Raw genomic sequence first — 20,832 nt, 5'->3', positions numbered from 1 at the left:
TTTTTTTGATCCTAGAGCCCGCGCAGGAAGGGGTTGGTCCGGCGCTCCTCGCCGATCTGGCCGCCCGGGCCATGGCCGCAGATGAAGCCGACATCATCGCCGAGCGGAAATACCTTGTCCCGGATCGAGTCCAGCAACTGCTGATGATTGCCGCCCGGCAGGTCGGTACGGCCGATCGAGCCGTGGAACAGCACGTCGCCGAGATGCGCGAATTTCTGCTTCCTGTTGACATAGATGACATGGCCCGGCGCATGACCGGGGCAATGGAAGACCTCGAACTCATGCTCGCCGAAGGATACCTTGTCGCCATCCTTAAGGAAGCGATCCGGCACGACGTTGCGCACGCCCTCTATGCCGAACATCTCTGCCTTACCCTCGATGTCCTGCAGCAGCGTCAGGTCATCCTCATGTGGACCGATGACTTCCAGGCCAAGCGCTTCACGAACTTCGTCCGCTCCGCCGGCGTGGTCGATGTGACCATGTGTCAGCCAGATCGCCTTCAGCGTGATGTTGTTCTCACGAACCGTCTGCAGGATAAGATCGACATCGCCGCCAGGATCGACCACGACCCCTTCGTTCGTCTCCGGGTCGAACAGGATAGTGCAATTCTGTTCGAAGGGTGTCACCGGAATGATGCCGGCCTGGAGCATGCCCATAAAGCGCCTCGTCTGTTTGATGTCCGTCCTGCCGGTATAATCACAAATATTGGCCAAAACAGCCCCTTTTCCTCAAAATGCCCAGGCGACAAGGACGGCAGGCCGAACTCCGATGACCGTCATCGAAAATTCAGGGCGTCGCGAATTCTCCGAAAGCGGAAGCAGAACCCGATGCTTAGGGAAAATTTCTTCCATGGCGCATCAATCGACATATCCATCGGGCGGAACACCGAAGCATTCGCGGCGTTTGCTCCTAGGCTCTCAATGCAAAAAGGAGAAAGCCAATGTCCTCGAAGAAAAACCTGCTGCTCGCCGGCCTCGTTCTCCTCGGAAGCGCCGGACTGGCGCAGGCCGAAATGTCTGCGACCACAGCCACCGACATGGAGGTTCGCTCTGGCCCTGGCCCGCAATATCCCACTGTCGGCATGGCAACCCGTGGCTCCGAGGCTACGCTTGACGGCTGCATCCAAGGCAGCCGGTGGTGCCGCGTCGACGTCAACGGCATGCGCGGCTGGGTCTATGCTCAATATCTCAACGTCGAGCAAAACGGCAATACGCTGGTAGTCGAAGAACATCGCGACGATCTCGGCGTCCCGACCATCATCTACCAACAGACCGATCCAACGAGCACCGGAAGCATCCAGACGGCGCAGCCAGGGCCGAATGACGAATTGCTCGGCCCTGTCGGCCAGAGCGGCGGCGATGTCGTTGCGATCACGCCGCCAAGCGAGGTGGAGACCTACATCACGGACAATCCGGTCGACACGGTTCAGTTGCGCGGTGACGTCGTCGTTGGTGCCACTTTGCCGGAAAGCGTGACCGTTCACCGGATACCGGACTACCAATACAGCTATGTCGAGTTAAATCGTCTGCCGGTGTTGGTCGATCCCGACACGCGCCGCATCGTCTATGTCTATCGCTGATTCGCGTTGCGGCGGCAGCAATACGTCGAAATCACGGGCGGCTGCATGGCCGCCTTCCCTCATATGTGACTTTTCCCCCGAATTATTGCAGATTTCTCCCGTTTGAGTTGCCTTTCTATTTCCACCAGTCGATGCATGATGTAATTCTTATATAAATTAGGATTATCGCCACTCCCAAGGCTCGATCCGGGGCGCGGCGCGACGGCATCCGGAAATGGCTTCCGGTACAATGGGAGAAGGCTGATCATGGAAAGTTTAGGGCCTATCATCACGCAACTGGTTGCCGGCGCGATCGGCGGCAACGGCGCCAGCGCCGTTTTGAAGCAGGAAGGGATCAATCTCGTCGCCAGGACGATTGCCGGCGCTGTCGGCGGTCTCGGCGGCGGCCTCATTCTCAACCTGATCGGCAGCGAAGCCCTGACCGGCTATATCGCACAGGGCCTCTCCTCACTGGTCGCTGGCGGCATACTCTCGGCAATCGTCGGCGCAGTGCTCGGCCGTAAGTAAGACGAGCACATCAGATCAAGGAAAGCCGGGCGGGAAGAAACCGCATCCGGCTTTCCTTGAGTATTCTGCGATTTTGCTCGACGGCGGCGGCAGTCGGGCAGCTTCTTGCTGTATGGTGACTCGTCAGGCTTTCGCTGATCGCTTGCCGGCGCGAAGCGATAATGTGCCCGTCACCTCTGCTATCTCGCTACGATAGTCGTAGCATCGCCCTTGCATCCCCCACAGCCAGTCGCATCTAAGCCCCATGACTGCCGGTTGTTGTTCCGCCGCATTTTCTCCACAAAGTACGTGGGAGGGCATGAGACCTGTTGGAGTTTTGCCAAGCCCGGTCTAGTTTCCATTTATGGCTATCCGTCCAGGCTGCAAAAGATTCAGGAAACTTGCAGTGACGCAAAAATACGTCAATAAAGCTGACATATTTTTGCGCAAGTTTCCCCGTTGCCCCGAAACAGGAAAGGAAATGCCAAGGTGACACGGCAGGTGAATCAAAAAGCGGCAAAACCGGAGCTACTGGCCGCGCCGATGCAAAATGTCGGGATCATCGATTTCGAAATCATCGAGCTGCTTTTCTTTGCCTATCGCGACTTCGTATCCGATCCGGACCAGATCCTGGACAAGAGCGGGTTCGGGCGAGCACATCACCGCGTCGTCCATTTCGTTAACCGCGAACCCGGCATGACGGTTGCGGACCTTTTGGAAACATTGAAGATCACCAAACAGAGTTTGGCGCGGGTTCTCAAGCAATTGATCGATTCGGGTTATATTCGTCAGGTGGCCGGGCCGGAGGATCGTCGTCAGCGCAAGCTGTATCCGACGCAGGCCGGCCGCGATTTGGCGCTGGCGCTGGCGGAGCCGCAATCACGCCGTATTGAACGGGCATTCGAAGGCGCGTCCGACGCGACGCGCGAAAGCGTCAAACGGTTCCTGAGGGGAATGCAGGACTAAGACATGATCTCGAACCGGAGAACCGCGAAGCGGGTTTGGGATAAGATCATCTCAATCAAATAGATAAAACAAGATCGAGACGGATTGAATGACGACAAAGACAGCAATTTCCGATGATGCGGCGCATCTCCTGGTCGTGGATGACGACACGCGTATCCGCGCCCTTCTCAATCGCTATCTCATGGAAAAGGGTTTCCGGGTGACGGTCGCCGCCGAAGGCGCCGAGGCCCGTCGCAAGCTCGAGGGGCTGGACTTCGACTTGATCATCATGGACGTGATGATGCCCGGCGAATCCGGGATCGTGCTGACGTCTAGCCTGCGCGCCATCAAGAACATCCCGATCATCATGCTGACCGCCCTTGCCGAAGCCGATGCGCGCATCGCCGGATTGGAAGCCGGCGCCGACGACTATCTGCCGAAGCCTTTCGATCCGCGCGAACTGGTACTGCGTATCAACAATATCCTCCGCCGCAATGCTCCGGCCGACTCGCCGAAGATCGAACAGGTGATGTTCGGCCCCTATACCTTCTCGCTGACCCGCAAGGAGCTGAAGAGAGCCTCGGAACTCATCCGCCTGACCGACCGGGAGCAGGAAATCATGCTGCTCTTTGCCAAGCGCGCCGGCGACACCATTCCGCGCCACGAGTTGATCGGCAGCGATGCCGAAGTCGGCGAGCGCACGATCGACGTGCAGATTAACCGCCTGCGCCGCAAGATCGAGGACGACCCGGCCAATCCCATCTGGCTGCAGACGGTGCGTGGCATCGGCTACCGCCTGAGCATAGATTGATATCAAGTCTCAAGGGCCAGCGGCGATGGTGACATTCGACTCGATCAGGCGCGATCAGGACCACCCGCCGTCCAACGGCATGCGATGGCTGTCGCGCTGGCTGCGTCGACGTCTGCCGACCGGTATCTATGCACGTTCGCTGCTGATCTTCATCCTGCCGATGATCATCCTGCAGGCGGTCGTCACCGTCGTCTTCATGGAACGCCACTGGCAGATGGTGACGCAGCGCCTGTCGATGGCGACCACACGCGATATCGCCGCCATCATTTCGATCATCGAAACCTATCCGCAGGATGCCGACTATTCGGCTGTCACGCAGATAGCCCGGCAAAAACTCGATCTCACCATCTCGATCGAGCCGGGCGGCGAGCTGCCGCCGCCGCGCGAAAAGCCGTTCTTCTCGATCCTCGACAGCATTCTCAGCGACGAAATCCGCGACCAGATCAACCTGCCGTTCTGGGTCGACACACTCGGCAATTCCAGCCTTGTCGAAATCCGCGTCAAGCTGCCGGACAAGGTGCTGCGCGTCTTTGCCAAGCGCAGCCAGACCTATGCTTCGAACACCCACATCTTCATTCTCTGGATGGTCGGCACCTCGCTGGTGCTGATCGGCATCGCCGTTCTGTTCCTGCGCGGCCAGATCCGACCGATCCTGGCACTGGCGCAGGCCGCCGAAAGTTTCGGCAAGGGCCAGCGGCTGGAGAATTATTCGCCGCGCGGTGCTGACGAAGTCCGCCGCGCCGGCCTCGCCTTCATCCTGATGCGTGAGCGCATCGAGCGCCAGATCGAGCAGCGCACGGCAATGCTCTCCGGCGTCAGCCATGACCTGCGCACCGTGCTCACCCGCTTCAAGCTGCAGCTCGCCCTCGTCGGCGAAAATCCGGACCTTGTGGGCCTTAGCGAGGACGTCGAGGACATGCAGAGCATGCTGGAGGGCTACATGGCCTTCGCCCGTGGCGAGGCGGAAGAGGATGTCGGCACGCTGCATCTCAGCGATATTCTCGACAAGGTCGAGCAGGACTTCTCTCTCCACGGCAAATCCATGACCTACTCGATCGACGGCGACGATGAAATCTCCGTCCGCCCGAACGCCTTCGCGCGGCTGGTGACGAACCTTGCCTCCAATGCGCGCCGCTATGCCCAGACGCTGCGCGTCGACGCCAAGCACAGCGCCAAGTGGCTGACGGTCATTTTCGACGACGACGGTCCCGGCATTCCCGTCAATGCGCGCGAAGACGTGTTCAAGCCATTCTTCCGGCTGGACGAGGCGCGCAATCTCGATAATTCCGGCACCGGCCTCGGCCTGGCGATCGCCCGCGATATTGCCCGCAGCCATGGCGGCAACGTCACGCTCGGCGACAGCCCACTCGGCGGCCTGCGCGCCACCATCCGCATTCCTGCTTGAAGGGACGCACATGCCGATTGACATCAACGACATGCATTGGCTGAATCCGCCGCCCGTCTGGGAAATGAACCAGGGGCGTCTGCTCGTCCGCTCCGGCGACAAGACCGATTTCTGGCAGGAAACCTATTACGGCTTTCACCGCGACAACGGCCATTTCCTCGGCCGGCCGCGTCGAGGCGACTTCACCGCCGAAATCACCTTCATCGGGCAATATCGCGAACTCTACGACCAGGCCGGCCTGATGGTCCGCCACGACGCCACGCACTGGATGAAATGCGGGATCGAATATACCGACGGCGCCAGGCATTTCAGCGTCGTGGTCACCAACGGCAATTCCGACTGGTCCGCCTTCCGGCTCGATCACGGGTTCGACGCCATGTCGGTGCGAGTGACACGCAACGGCGACGCGCTCTTCATCCAGTACCGCACCGATAAGATGAGCGAGTGGCGTATGGCCCGGCTCGCCTGGTTCGATCCGGCCCTGGAAGAGGTCTCGGTCGGCCCTGCCTTCTGCTCACCGCAACGCGAAGGTTTTGAAGCGGAGTTTCTGGATTTCAGCCTGACGGACCCGGTGTCGCGGGATATTCACTAAAAGACCTTCGCCCCAGCGGGGAGAAGGCCAAAATCACATCATCTTCCTGCCGTTCGGCACCGGCTGGGTCACGGCGGCAAGCACGATGGCGCCATTTTCATCCTCGAAGCCGAGAGTCAGCACTTCGGAGCGGACAGGGCCGATCTGTCGCGGCGGAAAATTGACGACGGCAAGGATCTGGCGGCCGATAAGGCTCTCCAGCGTATAATGCACCGTAATCTGCGCCGAAGAGCGCTTGATACCGATCTCCGGTCCGAAATCGATCCTCAGCTTGTAAGCCGGCTTGCGCGCTTCCGGGAAAGCCTCTGCCTCGATGATCGTCCCGACACGGATATCCACCCGCTCGAAATCGCCATAGGTGATCTCTTCCGCCATACGCATACCCTCTTGGTCGTGGAAATTTAGCCGGCCAGTTCCTGCGCGCGCTTGCGCGCCGCTTCCAGCGCCTCATCGAACAGCGGCTGCATGCCGCCTTCGGCCATCAGGACGGCAAGGGCGGCGGCCGTCGTGCCGCCGGGAGACGTCACGTTCTGGCGCAGTCGCGAAGCGTCATCGGGGGACTGATGCAACAATTCACCAGCCCCCGCGACAGTTTCCCGTGCGAGCCGCATGGCGAGGTCCGCCTGCAGGCCAAGCTTCCGGCCCGCTTCCGCCATGCACTCGACGAGATAAAAAACATAGGCCGGTCCACTGCCGGACACCGCCGTCACGGCATCGATATCGGCCTCTTCCGGCACCCACTCGACCGGGCCGGACACTTTCAGAAGATCATGCACCAACTGCCGCTGACCTTCGCCGACCTCGGCATTGGCAAAGGCGCCGGTAACACCGCGACCGACCATGGCCGGGGTATTCGGCATGGCACGCACCATCGCCGCTTTCCCAAGATGCTTTTCGAGGAAGGCAAGCGTCTTGCCGGCAGCGATCGATACCACCACCGTATTCGGCCCGACAATGTCCTTGAAGGGCGGAAGCACCACATCCATAACCTGCGGCTTGACCGCAACAAAGAGAACACCCGCGGTGACGCCAGCGGGAACACCAGTGACATGGCTTGCACCGGCATCGGCAATCAGCTTCAGCATCGTCTCAGACGGATTGGGATCGACCACGGTCACCGAGGAACCCGGCACGCCGTTTTTCAGCCAACCCGTCAGCATCGCGCCGCCCATATTACCAGCGCCAATCAGGATGATGGCCCCGGAAGATGCGAGAGCGCTCGAGGATGCCTCAGTCGTCATATCAGCATTCGCCCACGGTTTCGAACAGTACAGCTTCCATGGCGCGATTTGCGTCAAGACCCGACCATACGACGAACTGGAAAGCCTGATAATAGGCCTCGCAGGTGTCAAGAGCGTTGGACAGCAGCACTTCCACCTGCCGGTTGGTCGGCTCGGCCCCGCCGGAAAGCAGCAGCGACTGCCGGAAGATGACGATATCCTCCTGCCGCCACAGGTCGAAATGACCCATCAGCACCTGCCCATTGACGCAGGACAGAAGCTTGATGACTTCGTTGGCGCGGATATCCGGGACCTTGATGTCGAAAGCGCAGGCGATATGCAGCGCCTCGAACTCCTCCATCCAGGAGAAGGATACATGATAGTCCGTCCATTTACCCTCGACGGTCATGGCGATTTCGTCTTCGCCCGACCGCTCAAACGACCAGTCGTTATTGGCGGCCACGAACTCGATCATATCGACCGGATTTGACTGGCGTTCGACTTCTATTTCCATAAGGCTCATGCAGCACCTTCTTGACCGGAACGAATGCAGCTTTCGCGTGCTTCAACATTGAGAGAACGCAAACTGTTTTACTCCGGAAACATCTTCGGGATGATGTTGAACGGCTGCCAGACTAACGCATCCACCCTGCCCGGAGCTTACCAAGTCCGTTTCGAATCATCATTTAAAATCAGTGTATAACGGCATGCCCGGCATGCCAGCCCCTGAAGGGAGATTTTGGACAAAGGCGCTGTGGAAAGCTCTTCCGATGTCTATTCAGAAGGGAGTCATAAGCGACTCTGGCGATTGGCTTTTTTGCCAGTGTCCACAGGTGGATAAATCGCCGAAAATTTTAGAGGAAAAGTGCGTGGCAGAGGCCTGCCACACCGATTTATCGCAAAATTAATCGCGCTTACTTGCTTTTCGAGGAAAGACGCGCTTCCAGCGCCTCGATTCTGGCGAGCAGCGCCTCGTTCTCGTCACGCGCCTTGATCGCCATTTCGCGAACGGCTTCGAACTCCTCGCGCTTGACGATATCGAGGCTGTTCAGCCAGCGTTCGGCATGTGCGTTGAAAGCCGTCTCGATCTCGCGGCGCACGCCCTGGGCAGCACCGGCGGCATCGGTCATCAACTTGGCGAATTCGTCCATGATACGGTTCGGTCCAGTGCTCATTGCAGTCTCCTTGCGGCCGTCAGCCCCGAACGTGAATAACATCCTATAGGGGCCAGATAGGGATGAGGTAGGATTTCCGAGAGTTCGATGCAAGCAAATTGAGATAGGGTGGGACAAGCCCGGCCATGACGGAAGACTAACGAAAATCGACTTGACCGTTTCAATACCGAACGCCATCTTCCGGCCACATTGGATTTAGCATGCTCTTGTCCAAGAATCGCATCGCAATTTTGCGAACCATGCTCTAACGGATCTGACAATCTTGCTGACATCCGCCAACCTCGCCGCCATCCTGCCGTTTCCCGATATCGATCCGATTGCCTTTTCAATCGTGTCATGGCCCATTCATTGGTACGGTCTCGCCTATGTCGCAGGCATCCTGCTTGGTTGGCTCTATGCCAGGCGGCTGGTCGACGATGGCAAGCTTTGGGTGAACGATACTGCTCCGATGACGCGCGAGCATCTGGACGACTTCATCCTCTGGGTCGCCTTGGGCATCGTTCTCGGCGGCCGCATCGGCTATATCCTGTTCTACGATCTGGACAACGTGCTCGCCGAGCCGATCCGCGCGATTCAGATCAATAAAGGCGGCATGTCCTTCCATGGCGGATTGATCGGTACCACCATCGCCATGTTCTTGTTCGCCAAACGCAACAAGATCCCGGTCTGGGGCCTGTTCGATATCGTCGCCGCCGTCGCCCCTATCGGCCTTTTCTTCGGCCGCATAGCCAATTTCGTCAACGGCGAGCTCTGGGGCCGGGTTTCAGACGTCCCTTGGGCCATGGTCTTCTGCAGCCCGCATCTCATTGCCGCCCATGAGGGCATCTGCCCGGCTGGCCCTGATCCGCGCCATCCGAGCCAGCTCTACGAGGCCGGCGTCGAAGGCATTGTCCTCTTCATCGTCCTCTTCATTCTGACGCGCTGGGCTCTGGCGCTGAAGAAGCCCGGCACCATCAGCGGCGTTTTCGTCATCGGCTACGCCTTCTCGCGCATCTTTGTCGAGTTCTTCCGTCAGCCCGACGAACAGCTCGGCTACCTCCTCGGCACCAGCTGGCTGACCATGGGCATGGTGCTGTCCCTGCCGATGGTCGCGATCGGCCTCTGGGCAGTCATTCGCGCCCACCATGCCGCCGCCAGGCAGACGGCTTGATCTCAGGGTGAAATATCGCGTGATCCTTCCGAAAACTGCCTTATATTTTTCGGAATCATGCACTAGCGAGACCAAATGATGACGACCCCGCTCGGCGAAAAAATCAAAGCCATTATCCGTGCAAACGGACCGGTCAGCATCACCGACTACTTTTCGCTCTGTCTCGCCGATCCGCAACACGGCTATTACAAGACGCGCGAACCCTTCGGCAGCGTCGGCGATTTCGTCACCGCGCCCGAAATCAGCCAGCTCTTCGGCGAGATGATCGGCATCTTCATGGTGCATGCCTGGCAGCGCCACGACGCACCCTCAGAGGTCCAACTGGTCGAGATAGGCCCCGGCCGCGGCACGATGATGGCCGACATGCTGCGCGTCATCAGCAAGCTCGCGCCGCCGCTTTATGACGCCATGAGCGTACACCTGGTCGAAACCAGCGATCGGCTGCAGGAGTTTCAGCGGCAGACGCTTGCCGACCATGGAGACAAGGTTTCCTGGCATTCCGACTTCAATGATGTCCCGGCAGGCTTTACCCTGCTCGCCGCCAACGAGCTCTTCGACGCCATTCCCATCCGTCAGTTCGTTCGCACTGCCAACGGGTTTCGCGAGCGCACGGTCGGGCTTGATGCCAATGACGAGCTGACCTTCGCGGTCGGCGTCGCAGGCCTCGACTCGGCGTTCCTCCCGGACGGGCAGCTACCGCCCATCGGCACGATCTTCGAGATCGCCCCTGCCCGCCAGGCGGTGATGACGACGGTCTGCGACCGGATCGCCGCGCATGGCGGCACCGCGCTTGCCATTGACTACGGACACATGGCAACCGGCTTCGGCGACACGCTGCAAGCCGTGCGTATGCATGAATATGATCCGCCGCTGGAGCACCCCGGTGAAGCGGATCTCACCAGCCATGTCGATTTCCAGCATCTGGCGGCAACCGCCGCCGCTTCCGGCCTGCAGATCAACGGATGCTGTCATCAGGGCGATTTTCTCATCGGGCTCGGACTACTGGAGCGGGCGGCAGCACTTGGCCGCGACCGCGACGCGGCAACGCAGGACGGCATCCGTGCCGCCGTCGAACGGCTTGCCGGCGCCGGCGAAGGCAAGATGGGCGAGCTCTTCAAGGTGCTGGCAGTCTCGAGCCCCGCGATCGATCTCCAACCCTTTCGCCCGGCGCGCTGAACAAGACTGCTAAAGCCAGCGGATTGACAGGGCGCGTATGGCTGGGCCAACATCCCGGCCAAATCGAACCGCTTCGCCACAGATGCGTTATTCATCACGATCCACGCCAAAGACCATATCAAGGACACGCAGTATTGCCGACTCCGATCGAAAGCACGCTGCTGAGCGCCGCCAAAAGCGCCGGTATCCGCCACGGCTATTTCACCCGCGAGGGCGGCGTTTCGGAGGGCCTCTATCGTGGCTTGAACGTCGGCCTCGGCTCCCATGACGACCGCGCCCATGTGGAAGAAAACCGCCGCCGCGTCGCCAGCTGGTTCGGCCTGCCGCTGGAGCGGCTTGCGACCGTGCATCAGGTCCATTCGCCCGATGTGATCACCGTCGGCATGAACTATGACGGCAATCGTCCGCAGGCGGACGCGATCGTGACGGCGACACCGGGGGTGGTGCTTGGTGTGCTCGCCGCCGATTGCGGCCCGATCCTCTTTGCCGACTCGGAAAACCGAGTGATCGGTGCCGCCCATGCCGGCTGGAAGGGCGCCCTGACCGGCGTGCTGGAGAACACCATCGAGGCGATGGTCGCACTCGGCGCCAAGCGCGAGACGATCGCGGCCTGCCTTGGCCCCTCGATCAGCCAGGCAAGCTACGAAGTCGGCCCGGAATTCGTCGATCGCTTCACCGCTTATGACCCGGACTACACCAAGTACTTCATTCCGTCCGAAAAGCCTGGCCACGCGATGTTCGACCTGCCGGCGCTGACGGTCGACCGTCTGCGCCAGGCTGGCGTGACCGCCGAAAGCCTCGCTCTCTGCACCTATCCCGATCCCGACCGCTTCTTCTCCTATCGCCGCACCACGCATGCGAAGGAGCCGGATTACGGCCGGCAGATTTCCGCCATCGCCATCGAGGAGACCTCCTAAAATGGCCCTGCATTTCGAACGTAGCGAATTCGACGCCCGCCTGGCCCGTCTCCTCGCAAAAATGCAGGAGGAAAAGCTAGATGCCATGCTGCTCTTCGCGCAGGAGAGCATGTATTGGCTGACAGGCTACGATACCTTCGGCTACTGCTTTTTCCAGACGCTGGTGGTCAAGTCGGACGGCACGATGGTGCTTCTGACCCGCTCGGCCGATCTTCGCCAGGCGCAGCTGACGTCCGTCATTTCCGACATTCGCATCTGGGTCGATCGCGTCAATGCCGATCCGACGGTCGATCTCAAGGAATTGCTGGTGGAGCTCGACCTGCTCGGCGCCCGCATCGGCGTCGAGTATGACACGCACGGCATGACCGGCCGCGTCGCCCGCCTGCTCGACAGCCAGATCGCCACCTTCGGCCAGATCGTCGACGCCTCCTATCTCGTCGGGCGTCTGCGTCTCGTCAAAAGCCCGACAGAAATCGCCTATGTCGAGCACGCCGCCGCCCTCGCCGACGATGCGTTGGATGCAGCCCTTGCGCTGATCAAGCCCAGTGCCGACGAAGCCGATATCCTGGCTGCCATGCAGGGCACGATCTTTTCCGGCGGCGGCGATTATCCCGCCAACGAGTTCATCGTCGGCTCCGGGCCAGAGGCCCTGCTCTGCCGCTACAAGGCCGGCCGCCGTAAGCTCGACGCCAACGACCAGCTCACCCTCGAATGGGCCGGCACCTACGCCCATTACCATGCCGCGATGATGCGAACGGTCGTCATCGGCGACCCCAGCCATCGCCACCGCGAGCTCTTCAGCGCCTGCCTCGAAACCATACAGGCGATCGAAACCGTGCTGAAACCCGGCCACACCTTCGGCGACGTCTTCGACATGCATGCCAAGATCATGGACGAGCGCGGCCTTGCCCGCCACCGGCTGAATGCCTGCGGTTATTCGCTTGGCGCCCGCTTCTCGCCCTCCTGGATGGAGCATGAGATGTTCGTTGCCGGCAATCCGCAGGAGATCGAGGAGAGCATGTCGCTCTTCGTGCATATGATCATCATGGATTCCGATACCGGCACCGCGATGACGCTCGGCCAGACCTATCTGACGACGTCCCAAGCCCCCAGAGCCTTGTCGCGCCGTCAGCTCGAATTTCTTAACCGTTAGCAGCGTAAAATAGCGATCCTGAACGGGGTGCCCCTCGAAGGAAAGGATCGTGTACATGGGACAGGTCAGGACAACGTTGATTTCCGTTGGCTTCTGCCTTGCGCTCGCCGCCTGCAACACGACAGACGCCCTGACGCCGCCCGGAACCATCGGCGATGCCGGCTCCAGCCCCGTCACGCAACGCGATGTCGAACGCATGGCCTCCGCGCCGCAGCGCCAGCGGAGCTATCAGACCGCGCAGGACAGCTACGGCTACCAACGACAGGGCTATCAGCAGCAGGGTTACCAGCCGCAAAGCCCCAGTGGAGGCTCGCTGGACGATCAGGCGGCAGCGCTCAGAAGTGGCGGCGGCAACCCTTACGCCTCCCGCCCTCTAGATGGCTCCCAGACTGCATCCATTCCGCCGGGCAGTGCGCCGATCTCTGAATCCGACGAGCAGCGCGAGGCCGATCGCCGCCTCGCCGACGAGCCACAACCGCAGCAGCAGGCGGCTCAGGATCAGCAGGACGATCAACAGCCGCCCGCACAACAGCAACAACAAGCCTCCATCGCCCCCGCAGCCGCAACCGGTGAAAACAGCGTTCGCTTCCTGCCGATCATCGGCGCGCCGGTCGAGGCCGTCACACCGCTTTCACGTCAACTCGGCGCGGAGGCACGTTCGCTTGGCCTTGCGATCAAGAGTTCGAGCGATTCCAGCGCCAGCTATATCCTGAAGGGCTACCTTTCCGCCTTCCAGGATGGACCGCAGATTTCCGTTACCTATGTCTGGGATGTCCTCGACAATAGCGGTGCTCGCCTGCACCGAATCCAGGGAGCGGAAAGTGCGCCGCTGAAGCGTGGCGATCCATGGAGCGCCGTTCCGCCTGCCGTCATGCAGAAAATCGCCACCAAAACCATGTCGGAATTCAATTCCTGGCGTGACTCTCGCGGTGGATAGCCACAGGCTTTTCAGAAATATGAAAGCTATCATGCCTCTCCCCCCTTGCATTCGGGAGCAAGGCGGTTAAAAGCGCGGCTATCAGGTTGGTAACAGGCGGGCCAAAATGAAGATTTTCGCAGGCAATTCGAACAGGCACCTCGCCGAAGCGATCTGCAACTATCTCAATCTTCCTTTGGGTAAGGCAAGCGTCCGGCGTTTCGCGGACCAGGAAATCTTTGTTGAGATCCAGGAAAACGTGCGTGGCGAGGACGTGTTTGTCGTTCAGCCGACATCGTTTCCGGCCAATGACCACCTCATGGAATTGTTGATTATGGTCGACGCGATGCGACGCTCTTCGGCGCGGCGCATCACGGCTGTCATCCCCTATTTCGGCTATGCTCGTCAGGACCGCAAGGCCGGTCCGCGCACGCCGATCTCGGCGAAGCTCGTGGCGAACCTCATCACCGAGGCTGGAGCCGATCGCGTATTGACGCTTGATCTGCACGCCGGCCAGATCCAGGGCTTCTTCGATATCCCGACGGATAATCTTTACGCCCTGCCGATCCTGACGCGCGACATCGTGGCCAATTACGATATCGGCAACGTTATGGTGGTTTCGCCCGACGTCGGCGGTGTGGTGCGTGCCCGCGCGCTCGCCAAACGCCTCGACTGTCTCTTGGCGATCGTGGACAAGCGCCGTGATCGCCCGGGTGAATCCGAAGTCATGAACATCATCGGCGATGTCACCGGCAAGGACTGCATCCTGATCGACGATATCGTCGATTCCGGCGGCACGCTCTGCAACGCCGCCGAGGCGCTCCTGAAGAATGGCGCGACCAGCGTTACGGCCTATATCACCCACGGCGTTCTGTCCGGTGGCGCCGTGACCCGCATCGCCAATTCGAAGCTGAAGGAACTGGTGATCACCGATTCCATTCAGCCGACGACGGCGGTGCTATCTGCGCCGAACATTCGCGTCATCAGCACCGCCAGCCTCATCGGCGAAGCTATCAACCGCACCAGCCAGGAAGAGTCGGTTTCCAGCCTGTTCGACTGAAAACCGGCCATCCCTTCTTCATGCCGGTGTCACACCGGCCGGATGTCTTTGCCGCCAGACAAGCAGCCCTATTCCGATCAGCCCGGCGACGAAAACCGCGGCGCCCGCCCCCATGATCGACGGCCCGATGCCGAACCAGGCAAAGAGCGTCGGGGACATGAGATAGGCCAGGAAAAGGCCAAGGAAGATCGCACACATCATCAAGCGATAGATCTGCGCCAGACGGTGTGGCTCGCTCCTCGTCTGCATCAGATGCAGCATGGCGAGATTTTCGAAGGGACCGTTGATCGAGGCAAAGCATGCAACGGCCATCAACCATAGACGGTCATGCATCAGCGGCAGCAGGAAAACGCCGGTGCCAAAAATCAGTTTTGCCACGATGATCCAGACCACCGGCCGCCGCGGCTTCATATTGCTGAGGATGAGGTTGGTCGTCACGTTGCCGACGCCGTAGGCCATCATCATAAGGCTGTAATCGGTCAAGGGATCGGTGCTGGTTTCGCGCAGGTGCAGGATCATCCCAAGCAGAATGCCCATGGCCCAAGCGATATTTCCCATCAGGTTGGTGAACAGCCCATAGAGTATCGCGGCATGACCCCGCGCTGCCCTCCATCCGCCCAGCACGCCGTCGATTACCGCAGCCGCGCCTGAGAAATCGCGACGGCGAGGCGCGGGCGGCAATCTGGCGACAGCCAGCCAGACCGCCAGGGCAGACAGCAGCAATGTCGCCGCCGTCACGGTGAAGAACTGCGATTTCGGCAGGAAGCCGTTGACCAATGCAATCAGGCTCGGCCCCAGAATGCGGGCCATGCGCCTCGTGGCGTCGAACAATCCGTTGGTCGCATGCCGGATGTCGGGGTCGACGGCGATGGTCGGTAAGGTCGCCTGCAACGACGGATCGAACGCTGCCGTCAGCAGGGCGATACATCCGGCAAGCACTATCAGTAATGGCAGGCTCATGACATGCATCAAGCCGGCGACGGACAGCACCAGCAACAAAAGCGCGCGCAGCACGTCGGACGAAATCATCGTCGTGCTATGCCGCCAGCGATCCGTCAGGATGCCGCCGAAGAGACTGCCGAACAGAAGCATACCCGACTGCAACGCGGACACGTAGCCCGCGTTGCTGCCGATGAAATCCGCCGCAATCCAGACGACGGCGACCATGTAGAATTCGGATCCGGTCGCCGCCAGCACCTGGCCGGCCCATAGGAGAGAAATCGAACGCTGGGCCAGCGGCCTTAGGACAAACATCTTCGCATTCTGGTATTCGAGCGACTTACTTGATGACCTGGCCGTTGATCGTCACGGTCTTGTCGTCGGCGATGCTGACCTCCCAACGCGAACGTCCGTCGGGATCAGTCTTGGCGAAACCTTTGGCCATCATCAGGCCGAAAGAGAACTGATTGAGATCCGGCTGCGTCTTCGCAGCCCCCTGAACAGCGGCAATCGTCTTGTCGAGATCGCGGGCAAGCACCGTCATGTTCATGGTGACACGGTCGCTGTCGCCCAGAGCCCCGCGCATGCTGCCGGAAGCTTCGACGTCGTAGAGCCCCGAAACCGCACTGATCTTCGGAAAATTGACCGTTATCGTTCCATCCGGGAACATGGCCCGCTGCAATTGGTTATCCACGGCTTCCTGACCGGCAGGATGGTTGAAGTCGGTCTGCTGCAGAACGTCCGCGAGAGCGGTGAAGTTCAGGTTCGGCAGTTGCACCTGCATTTCGGCAGCGTCGGGAATGAAAGCGACATAGTCTTGCGGCACCAGACCGGATGCCAAAGTGAGCTTTTCAGCACGCAGACCGAAATCGGCATTCATCGCATTGCTCGGCCCGTCCACCTTGAAGGAGTAGCCCATATTCTGCAGGCCGCCGTCTCCAAAGAGCGTCGAGACGGAAAGATCCTTGATGAAGACCTTCTCCTCGAACGAACCGGCAATCGGCATCGCCTTCTGCAGCAATGCCTTGATCTCGGCGCTCTCGCTATCGGACAAGGTTTTCTTCTCCTTGTGATCGGAGACGAAGCGCAATATTTCGTTCAGCGCCTTCAACGGCAGCTTGGTCGCGCTCGCATTGAAATCGATCGCCCCGACCTTGATCTCACCGAACGCCATGTCGCCGGAGGAAATCTTGTTGTTGAGGGATTGCAGGCTGCCGTCCATCTTGAGATCAAGCTTGCCCGGCTCGCCGCTGTCCGTCGAAGACAGCTTGTAGACGATGCTGTCGGCCGTGGCATCGTTCTTTTGCACGCCATTGTCTTTGTCGGTGGTCTTGCTGGCGAAGGTAATGCCGCTGCCCTTCAGATCCATCGAACGGACGTAGTGGAGCGCAGGATCGAAGATCCCCTGGAAGCTGGAAGACGCCAGGGCATAGCGAAATTCCATGTCCGTCGCGCTACCCGGCTTCGAACGCGCCGTCACGTCAATGGCGTTGCTGCCCTCAATTGCCCAGAGACCACTATCCTGCGGCGTTGCAAGCGCCGTTAGCGGCTTGAGACCACTGATGACGATATCGCTGATCTTCAGCTTGTCGAAGAGCTTCTGGAGATCATAGGTAATCTCGTAATGGCCGCTCACCGGCTTCACCGCGACGAAGCCGCTTTTGGCCATATCGTCGGGCAGGAAATAGGTCAGATTGCTAAGCAGATCCTTCGCACCCTGCTCATTGACATCAGCCGCCTGCGACGCGCCAGCCAAGCCCGCGGCGAAAACCGCCGCCGCGGCTACTGCTTTGAAACGCATATTTCATTCCCCCAAAATACGTAGAAAAACAGTTGGAAACAAAAGAACCCTGAAGTGGGTTCCCGGTAAGATCGAAGACGCCGAAACGAGCGTCGGGTACAAACTCTTAAGGGTTTTTCTGGCCTTTCGGCCCCTTCAGCACCTGTCCGTTCACCGTGACGGTGCGGTTTTCATCCATGGTGACATCCCAGCGCAGGCGGCCATCCGGATCGGTCTTGGCGAAGCCTTTGGCGGCCATCAGGCCGAAGGACACCTTGTTCAGTTGCGGGTCCGTCTTGGCTGCATCCTGAATGGCGGTGACCGTCTTGTCGAAATCACGAGTCAGGATCGTCGCCTGCAGCGAGTAACCGGCATGGGATTGGGTGGCCCTCTTCAACGCACCGGAAACCTCGACATCGTAAACGCCGGAAGTCGCGCTGATTTTCGGAAACTCGAGCGTCGCAAGGCCGCCCGGGAACGCGATGCGCTTCAGCGCCTCGCCGGAAACCGGCGTTGCGCGCGTCGACACATTCTTCAGCGCCGCATCGACAATGCCCTCGAAATTGATATCGGGCATGCCGATCTGCACATCGAGCGTCTCCGGCAGGAAGGCGGCATAGGCCGACGGAATGAGGCCGGCGTCAGGCGTGAAGTGCTCCGCACGCAGGCCGAAATTGACGTTGGAGGCCTTGGTGAGGCCATCCATCTTGAAGCTGTAGTCGACTGTCTTGACGCCGACCTTTCCCTTGGCGGTCGTCACCAGCAGATTGTTCAGCGTCACGGACTCGTCCAGCGAACCGAAGCCGGGCAAGGCGCGACGCACCAGTTCCGCGAATTTCTCGCTGCCGCTGTCGGATAGCTGCTTGGCCTTGACGTGCTGAATGAAGAAGTGGACGAGTTCGCGCAGTTCCTTCGCCGGCAGGCTTGTCGCCAACACCTTGATATCGATGCTGTCGGCGCCGAGGTTGACGGACGAGGCGCCAGACCCGGTCACTGTTTCATTGAAGTGCTGCAACGTGCCCTGCGACTGCAGGTTGACCTTGCCGGCCCCGGTGCCGTCGGTCACCGAACTGGAGAACGATGCACTATCGATGGTGGCGTCCATCGCGTGACCGGTGTTTCTGCTACTGCCAATGCTGGAGAACTTGATGCCGCTGCTCTTCGTCTCCAGCGACCGCATCACCTCGAGCGCCGGATCGAAAATGCCGTCGACCGAGTTGGAGGCAACCGAATAGCTGACATCAGCTGTCGGCGAATGGACCGAAACATCGAGGCTATTATCGCCTTTCAGATGCCATTTGCCTTCCGCGAGCGGCTGCGCAAACAGCAATAGCGGCTTGAAACCGGTAACCGACAGCGCGCTGGAATTGATCTTGTCGAAGAATTTCGCGAGGTCGTAGGTGATCTGATATTGATCGCCCGAGGGCGTCACGGTGACGAAGCCGCTGCGGGCAAGATCGCGAGAGAGGGAATGCGTCAGGATATTGCGCAATTCCTTGGCGCCCTGTTCGTTGACGTCAGCCGCCTGCGACGCGCCAGCAAGACCGATGGAAAAAACCGCGGCGGCGGCAATAGCCCTGGAGCGCATACCCGACCTCTCCTTTTGACCCTGATCGATTGAAATCGACTGTTGAAGAGGCTGGGGGTATATGTCAAGGCATTGATAGAAATAGCATCGCCGGCTCTTTATCGAGAGTTGCAATGTCATCACAGATGCGCTTTCTCCGGTGAGACTTGCGCCTTGGGCCTGTTTGTACTATACGCCACGCGTCCGCGTAGACACCCTTGGAGGCAACGCGGATGAGGCAGGGCTTGCCCTCCTCCAGTTCAATCGGTCCCCGCATGCCGGCGACCGGATGAACTCTCCAAATAACCTCGAAAGGAATAGCTATGAGCCACGAAAGCTACGAGCTCAAGGCCGAGGCGCGCGAACGGGTTGGTAAGGGGTCCGCCCGTGAACTTCGCCGCAATGGTTTGATTCCCGCTGTCATCTATGGTGACAAGCAGGCCCCCATCTCGATCACTCTCAACACCAATGAAGTGACGAAGCGTATCCATGCCGGTGGTTTCCTCACCACGATCGCGACGATCGACGTCGACGGCACGAAGATCAAGGTTCTGCCGAAGGACTACCAGCTCGATCCGGTCCGTGACTTCACGCTCCATATCGACTTTCTGCGCGTCTCCGGCAACAGCCAGGTGACCGTTGAAATCCCGGTTCACTTCGTCAACCAGGAAAAGTCCCCGGGCCTCAAGGCTGGCGGCGTGCTGAACATCGTTCGCCACGAAGTCGAAGTCCATTGCCCGGCCGATGCGATCCCGGAATTCTTCACCGTTGATCTGTCGGGCCTCAAGGCCGGCGACAGCATCCACATCTCGCACGTAACCCTGCCGAAGGGCGTAGTCCCGGTCATCGCCGACCGCGACTTCACGATCGCAACGATCGTCGCTCCGGCTGCCGGTCTTACGGAAGAAGAAGGCAGCGAAGAAGCCAGCGCTTAATCAGCGTCTTCATCGTTACGCATTCAGACCCGCCTCCCCTCTGGGGATGGCGGGTTTTTCATGTGTAGATTCTAATAAAAGTAACCAGAACTTCTACAATTTGCGGAATCAATACTTGGTTTAAATCCATTAACCCCATGGTTTCAGCAACATTTAACACATTCATGAAAGTTTACGCCAAACAGTTGTAGAGAACGGCACGCCCCAAGATCAGCCGGTCTGCGACCGGGGAGCAAGCGGAACTATGAACCATTCCGTCGAAAACAGGTTTTTCGCGATCGTCTGCGGTGCGCTGCTCGTTTTCGTCGCGCCGCTTTTTGTGCTGTTCCTTTTCCTCTCCTCCGGACGGGCCGAAAAGGAAATCAAGGACCATATTTCCGTTCTGCTGGTCGCCAACGCCCAGGCGCTCGCCAAACCGCTATGGGATCTCGACGAGGACAGTGTCACGCAGATCAGTGCAACGACGGTTGCCGAGGGCGCGATCGTCAAGGTCAATGTCCGCGATCTCTCCGGCCAGCTCGACGTCACGCAATCGACCATCCCCAAAGCCTATAAGGGTCCGCTGGAGGCCGTCTCGCGTTCGATCATCTACAATGGTGTGGATGGCGCAAGGAATCTCGGCTCCATCACCGTCTACTATCCGAAGCTCGGCCTCTTCGACGGATTGAAAAGCGAGGAGATCGTCTTCATCTCGATCTTCATCTTCGCCGTCCTGACCGTTTTCGGCGCCGCCCTGATCGGCAACCGCATCTTCGTCATCCAGCCGCTGATGCGGCTGACCCATGCGATAGAGGCGACACGGCAACTGGGTTCGCGCCATCATGTCGACTGGCAGTCCAACGACGAAATGGGCCGGCTCGCCCATAGCTTCAACGAGATGCAGAGCAAGCTGGAGCGCGAGGAGACCGAGCTGAAGCTCGCCCATCGCCGCGCCACCGATACCTATAATCTGACGCCGGCCATGCTCTTCTCGCTCGACAAGGACGATTGCATCGCCGCCGTCAGCGACTATTGGCTGGGCGCCAC

The 20,832-nt window shown here is 59.6% G+C and carries 22 protein-coding genes; 14 read left to right on the top strand and 8 right to left on the bottom strand.

Going from position 1 to position 20,832, the window contains the following annotated elements; genetic code table 11:
- Positions 1 to 11 precede the first annotated feature (11 nt).
- A complete protein-coding gene (locus PMI03_RS27185) occupies positions 12 to 650 on the bottom strand; it encodes an MBL fold metallo-hydrolase (protein WP_085997464.1) in 639 nt (212 codons plus the stop codon).
- A 290-nt stretch (positions 651 to 940) separates the two neighbouring features.
- Here PMI03_RS27185 and PMI03_RS27180 point away from each other — a divergent pair, with 290 nt between their 5' ends.
- The 6 genes from PMI03_RS27180 to PMI03_RS27155 all read left to right on the top strand — a co-directional run bounded on the left by PMI03_RS27180 (position 941) and on the right by PMI03_RS27155 (position 5,818).
- A complete protein-coding gene (locus tag PMI03_RS27180; RefSeq protein WP_007701530.1) occupies positions 941 to 1,579 on the top strand; it encodes a DUF1236 domain-containing protein in 639 nt (212 codons plus the stop codon).
- A gap of 246 nt (positions 1,580 to 1,825) precedes the next feature.
- Positions 1,826 to 2,086: a hypothetical protein gene (locus tag PMI03_RS27175; RefSeq protein WP_007701529.1), complete on the top strand. Its 261-nt coding sequence runs from the start codon at positions 1,826 to 1,828 to the stop codon at positions 2,084 to 2,086.
- Between the two features lie 522 nt (positions 2,087 to 2,608).
- The gene (locus PMI03_RS27170; RefSeq protein WP_153510366.1) at positions 2,609 to 3,031 is read left to right on the top strand and encodes a MarR family transcriptional regulator; all 423 of its coding nucleotides are present in this window, start codon (positions 2,609 to 2,611) and stop codon (positions 3,029 to 3,031) included.
- Between the two features lie 88 nt (positions 3,032 to 3,119).
- Positions 3,120 to 3,821 carry a response regulator gene (locus PMI03_RS27165; protein ID WP_007701527.1) on the top strand — a complete coding sequence of 234 codons (702 nt, stop codon included), beginning with the start codon at positions 3,120 to 3,122 and terminating at the stop codon, positions 3,819 to 3,821.
- 25 nt (positions 3,822 to 3,846) lie between these two features.
- A complete protein-coding gene (locus PMI03_RS27160) occupies positions 3,847 to 5,226 on the top strand; it encodes an ATP-binding protein (protein WP_007701526.1) in 1,380 nt (459 codons plus the stop codon).
- Between the two features lie 10 nt (positions 5,227 to 5,236).
- Positions 5,237 to 5,818: a DUF1349 domain-containing protein gene (locus PMI03_RS27155; RefSeq protein ID WP_007701525.1), complete on the top strand. Its 582-nt coding sequence runs from the start codon at positions 5,237 to 5,239 to the stop codon at positions 5,816 to 5,818.
- A 33-nt stretch (positions 5,819 to 5,851) separates the two neighbouring features.
- On the opposite strand, the gene PMI03_RS27150 is transcribed toward PMI03_RS27155, so the two are convergent.
- The 4 genes from PMI03_RS27150 to PMI03_RS27135 all read right to left on the bottom strand — a co-directional run bounded on the left by PMI03_RS27150 (position 5,852) and on the right by PMI03_RS27135 (position 8,213).
- A complete protein-coding gene (locus PMI03_RS27150; protein WP_007701522.1) occupies positions 5,852 to 6,193 on the bottom strand; it encodes a tRNA-binding protein in 342 nt (113 codons plus the stop codon).
- Between the two features lie 26 nt (positions 6,194 to 6,219).
- Positions 6,220 to 7,059 (bottom strand): pyrroline-5-carboxylate reductase, encoded by an 840-nt coding sequence (gene proC, locus PMI03_RS27145; protein ID WP_039974777.1) that lies wholly within the window; start codon positions 7,057 to 7,059, stop codon positions 6,220 to 6,222.
- A gap of 1 nt (position 7,060) precedes the next feature.
- Positions 7,061 to 7,561 (bottom strand): YbjN domain-containing protein, encoded by a 501-nt coding sequence (locus PMI03_RS27140; RefSeq protein WP_007701517.1) that lies wholly within the window; start codon positions 7,559 to 7,561, stop codon positions 7,061 to 7,063.
- Between the two features lie 391 nt (positions 7,562 to 7,952).
- Positions 7,953 to 8,213 carry an accessory factor UbiK family protein gene (locus PMI03_RS27135; RefSeq protein ID WP_007701515.1) on the bottom strand — a complete coding sequence of 87 codons (261 nt, stop codon included), beginning with the start codon at positions 8,211 to 8,213 and terminating at the stop codon, positions 7,953 to 7,955.
- 262 nt (positions 8,214 to 8,475) lie between these two features.
- On the opposite strand from PMI03_RS27135, the gene lgt reads away from it, so the two are divergent.
- The 6 genes from lgt to PMI03_RS27105 all read left to right on the top strand — a co-directional run bounded on the left by lgt (position 8,476) and on the right by PMI03_RS27105 (position 14,585).
- On the top strand, positions 8,476 to 9,363 hold the full coding sequence (lgt, locus tag PMI03_RS27130; RefSeq protein WP_007701513.1) for a prolipoprotein diacylglyceryl transferase: 888 nt from the start codon (positions 8,476 to 8,478) through the stop codon (positions 9,361 to 9,363).
- Between the two features lie 78 nt (positions 9,364 to 9,441).
- Complete coding sequence (locus tag PMI03_RS27125; RefSeq protein ID WP_037218766.1) at positions 9,442 to 10,539, top strand: class I SAM-dependent methyltransferase; 1,098 nt, start codon at positions 9,442 to 9,444, stop codon at positions 10,537 to 10,539.
- Positions 10,540 to 10,673: 134 nt separating this feature from the next.
- A complete protein-coding gene (gene pgeF, locus PMI03_RS27120; protein ID WP_007701509.1) occupies positions 10,674 to 11,456 on the top strand; it encodes a peptidoglycan editing factor PgeF in 783 nt (260 codons plus the stop codon).
- Between the two features lies 1 nt (position 11,457).
- Positions 11,458 to 12,609: a Xaa-Pro peptidase family protein gene (locus PMI03_RS27115; protein WP_007701506.1), complete on the top strand. Its 1,152-nt coding sequence runs from the start codon at positions 11,458 to 11,460 to the stop codon at positions 12,607 to 12,609.
- A 55-nt stretch (positions 12,610 to 12,664) separates the two neighbouring features.
- Positions 12,665 to 13,546, top strand: a complete 882-nt coding sequence (locus tag PMI03_RS27110) for a hypothetical protein (RefSeq protein WP_007701503.1) — start codon at positions 12,665 to 12,667, stop codon at positions 13,544 to 13,546.
- 106 nt (positions 13,547 to 13,652) lie between these two features.
- The gene (locus PMI03_RS27105; protein ID WP_007701499.1) at positions 13,653 to 14,585 is read left to right on the top strand and encodes a ribose-phosphate pyrophosphokinase; all 933 of its coding nucleotides are present in this window, start codon (positions 13,653 to 13,655) and stop codon (positions 14,583 to 14,585) included.
- Between the two features lie 18 nt (positions 14,586 to 14,603).
- Here PMI03_RS27105 and PMI03_RS27100 read toward each other — a convergent pair whose 3' ends face one another.
- From PMI03_RS27100 to PMI03_RS27090, 3 genes are all read right to left on the bottom strand, one after another.
- Entirely contained in the window at positions 14,604 to 15,839 is a 1,236-nt protein-coding gene (locus tag PMI03_RS27100; RefSeq protein ID WP_007701495.1) for an MFS transporter, read from the bottom strand.
- Between the two features lie 25 nt (positions 15,840 to 15,864).
- Positions 15,865 to 17,325: a hypothetical protein gene (locus PMI03_RS27095; RefSeq protein WP_007701493.1), complete on the bottom strand. Its 1,461-nt coding sequence runs from the start codon at positions 17,323 to 17,325 to the stop codon at positions 15,865 to 15,867.
- A 106-nt stretch (positions 17,326 to 17,431) separates the two neighbouring features.
- Entirely contained in the window at positions 17,432 to 18,892 is a 1,461-nt protein-coding gene (locus PMI03_RS27090) for a hypothetical protein (protein WP_007701491.1), read from the bottom strand.
- A 302-nt stretch (positions 18,893 to 19,194) separates the two neighbouring features.
- On the opposite strand from PMI03_RS27090, the gene PMI03_RS27080 reads away from it, so the two are divergent.
- Positions 19,195 to 19,806: a 50S ribosomal protein L25/general stress protein Ctc gene (locus PMI03_RS27080; RefSeq protein ID WP_007701489.1), complete on the top strand. Its 612-nt coding sequence runs from the start codon at positions 19,195 to 19,197 to the stop codon at positions 19,804 to 19,806.
- A gap of 244 nt (positions 19,807 to 20,050) precedes the next feature.
- On the top strand, positions 20,051 to 20,832 hold a 782-nt coding region (locus tag PMI03_RS27075), incomplete at its 3' end, for a HAMP domain-containing protein (protein WP_007701487.1).

Origin of the sequence: Rhizobium sp. AP16 (assembly GCF_000281735.1) — a bacterium.
GTDB lineage: Bacteria > Pseudomonadota > Alphaproteobacteria > Rhizobiales > Rhizobiaceae > Rhizobium > Rhizobium rhizogenes.
Note: the sequence above shows the minus strand (reverse complement) of the source record. Positions and strands in the feature narration are given on the sequence as shown.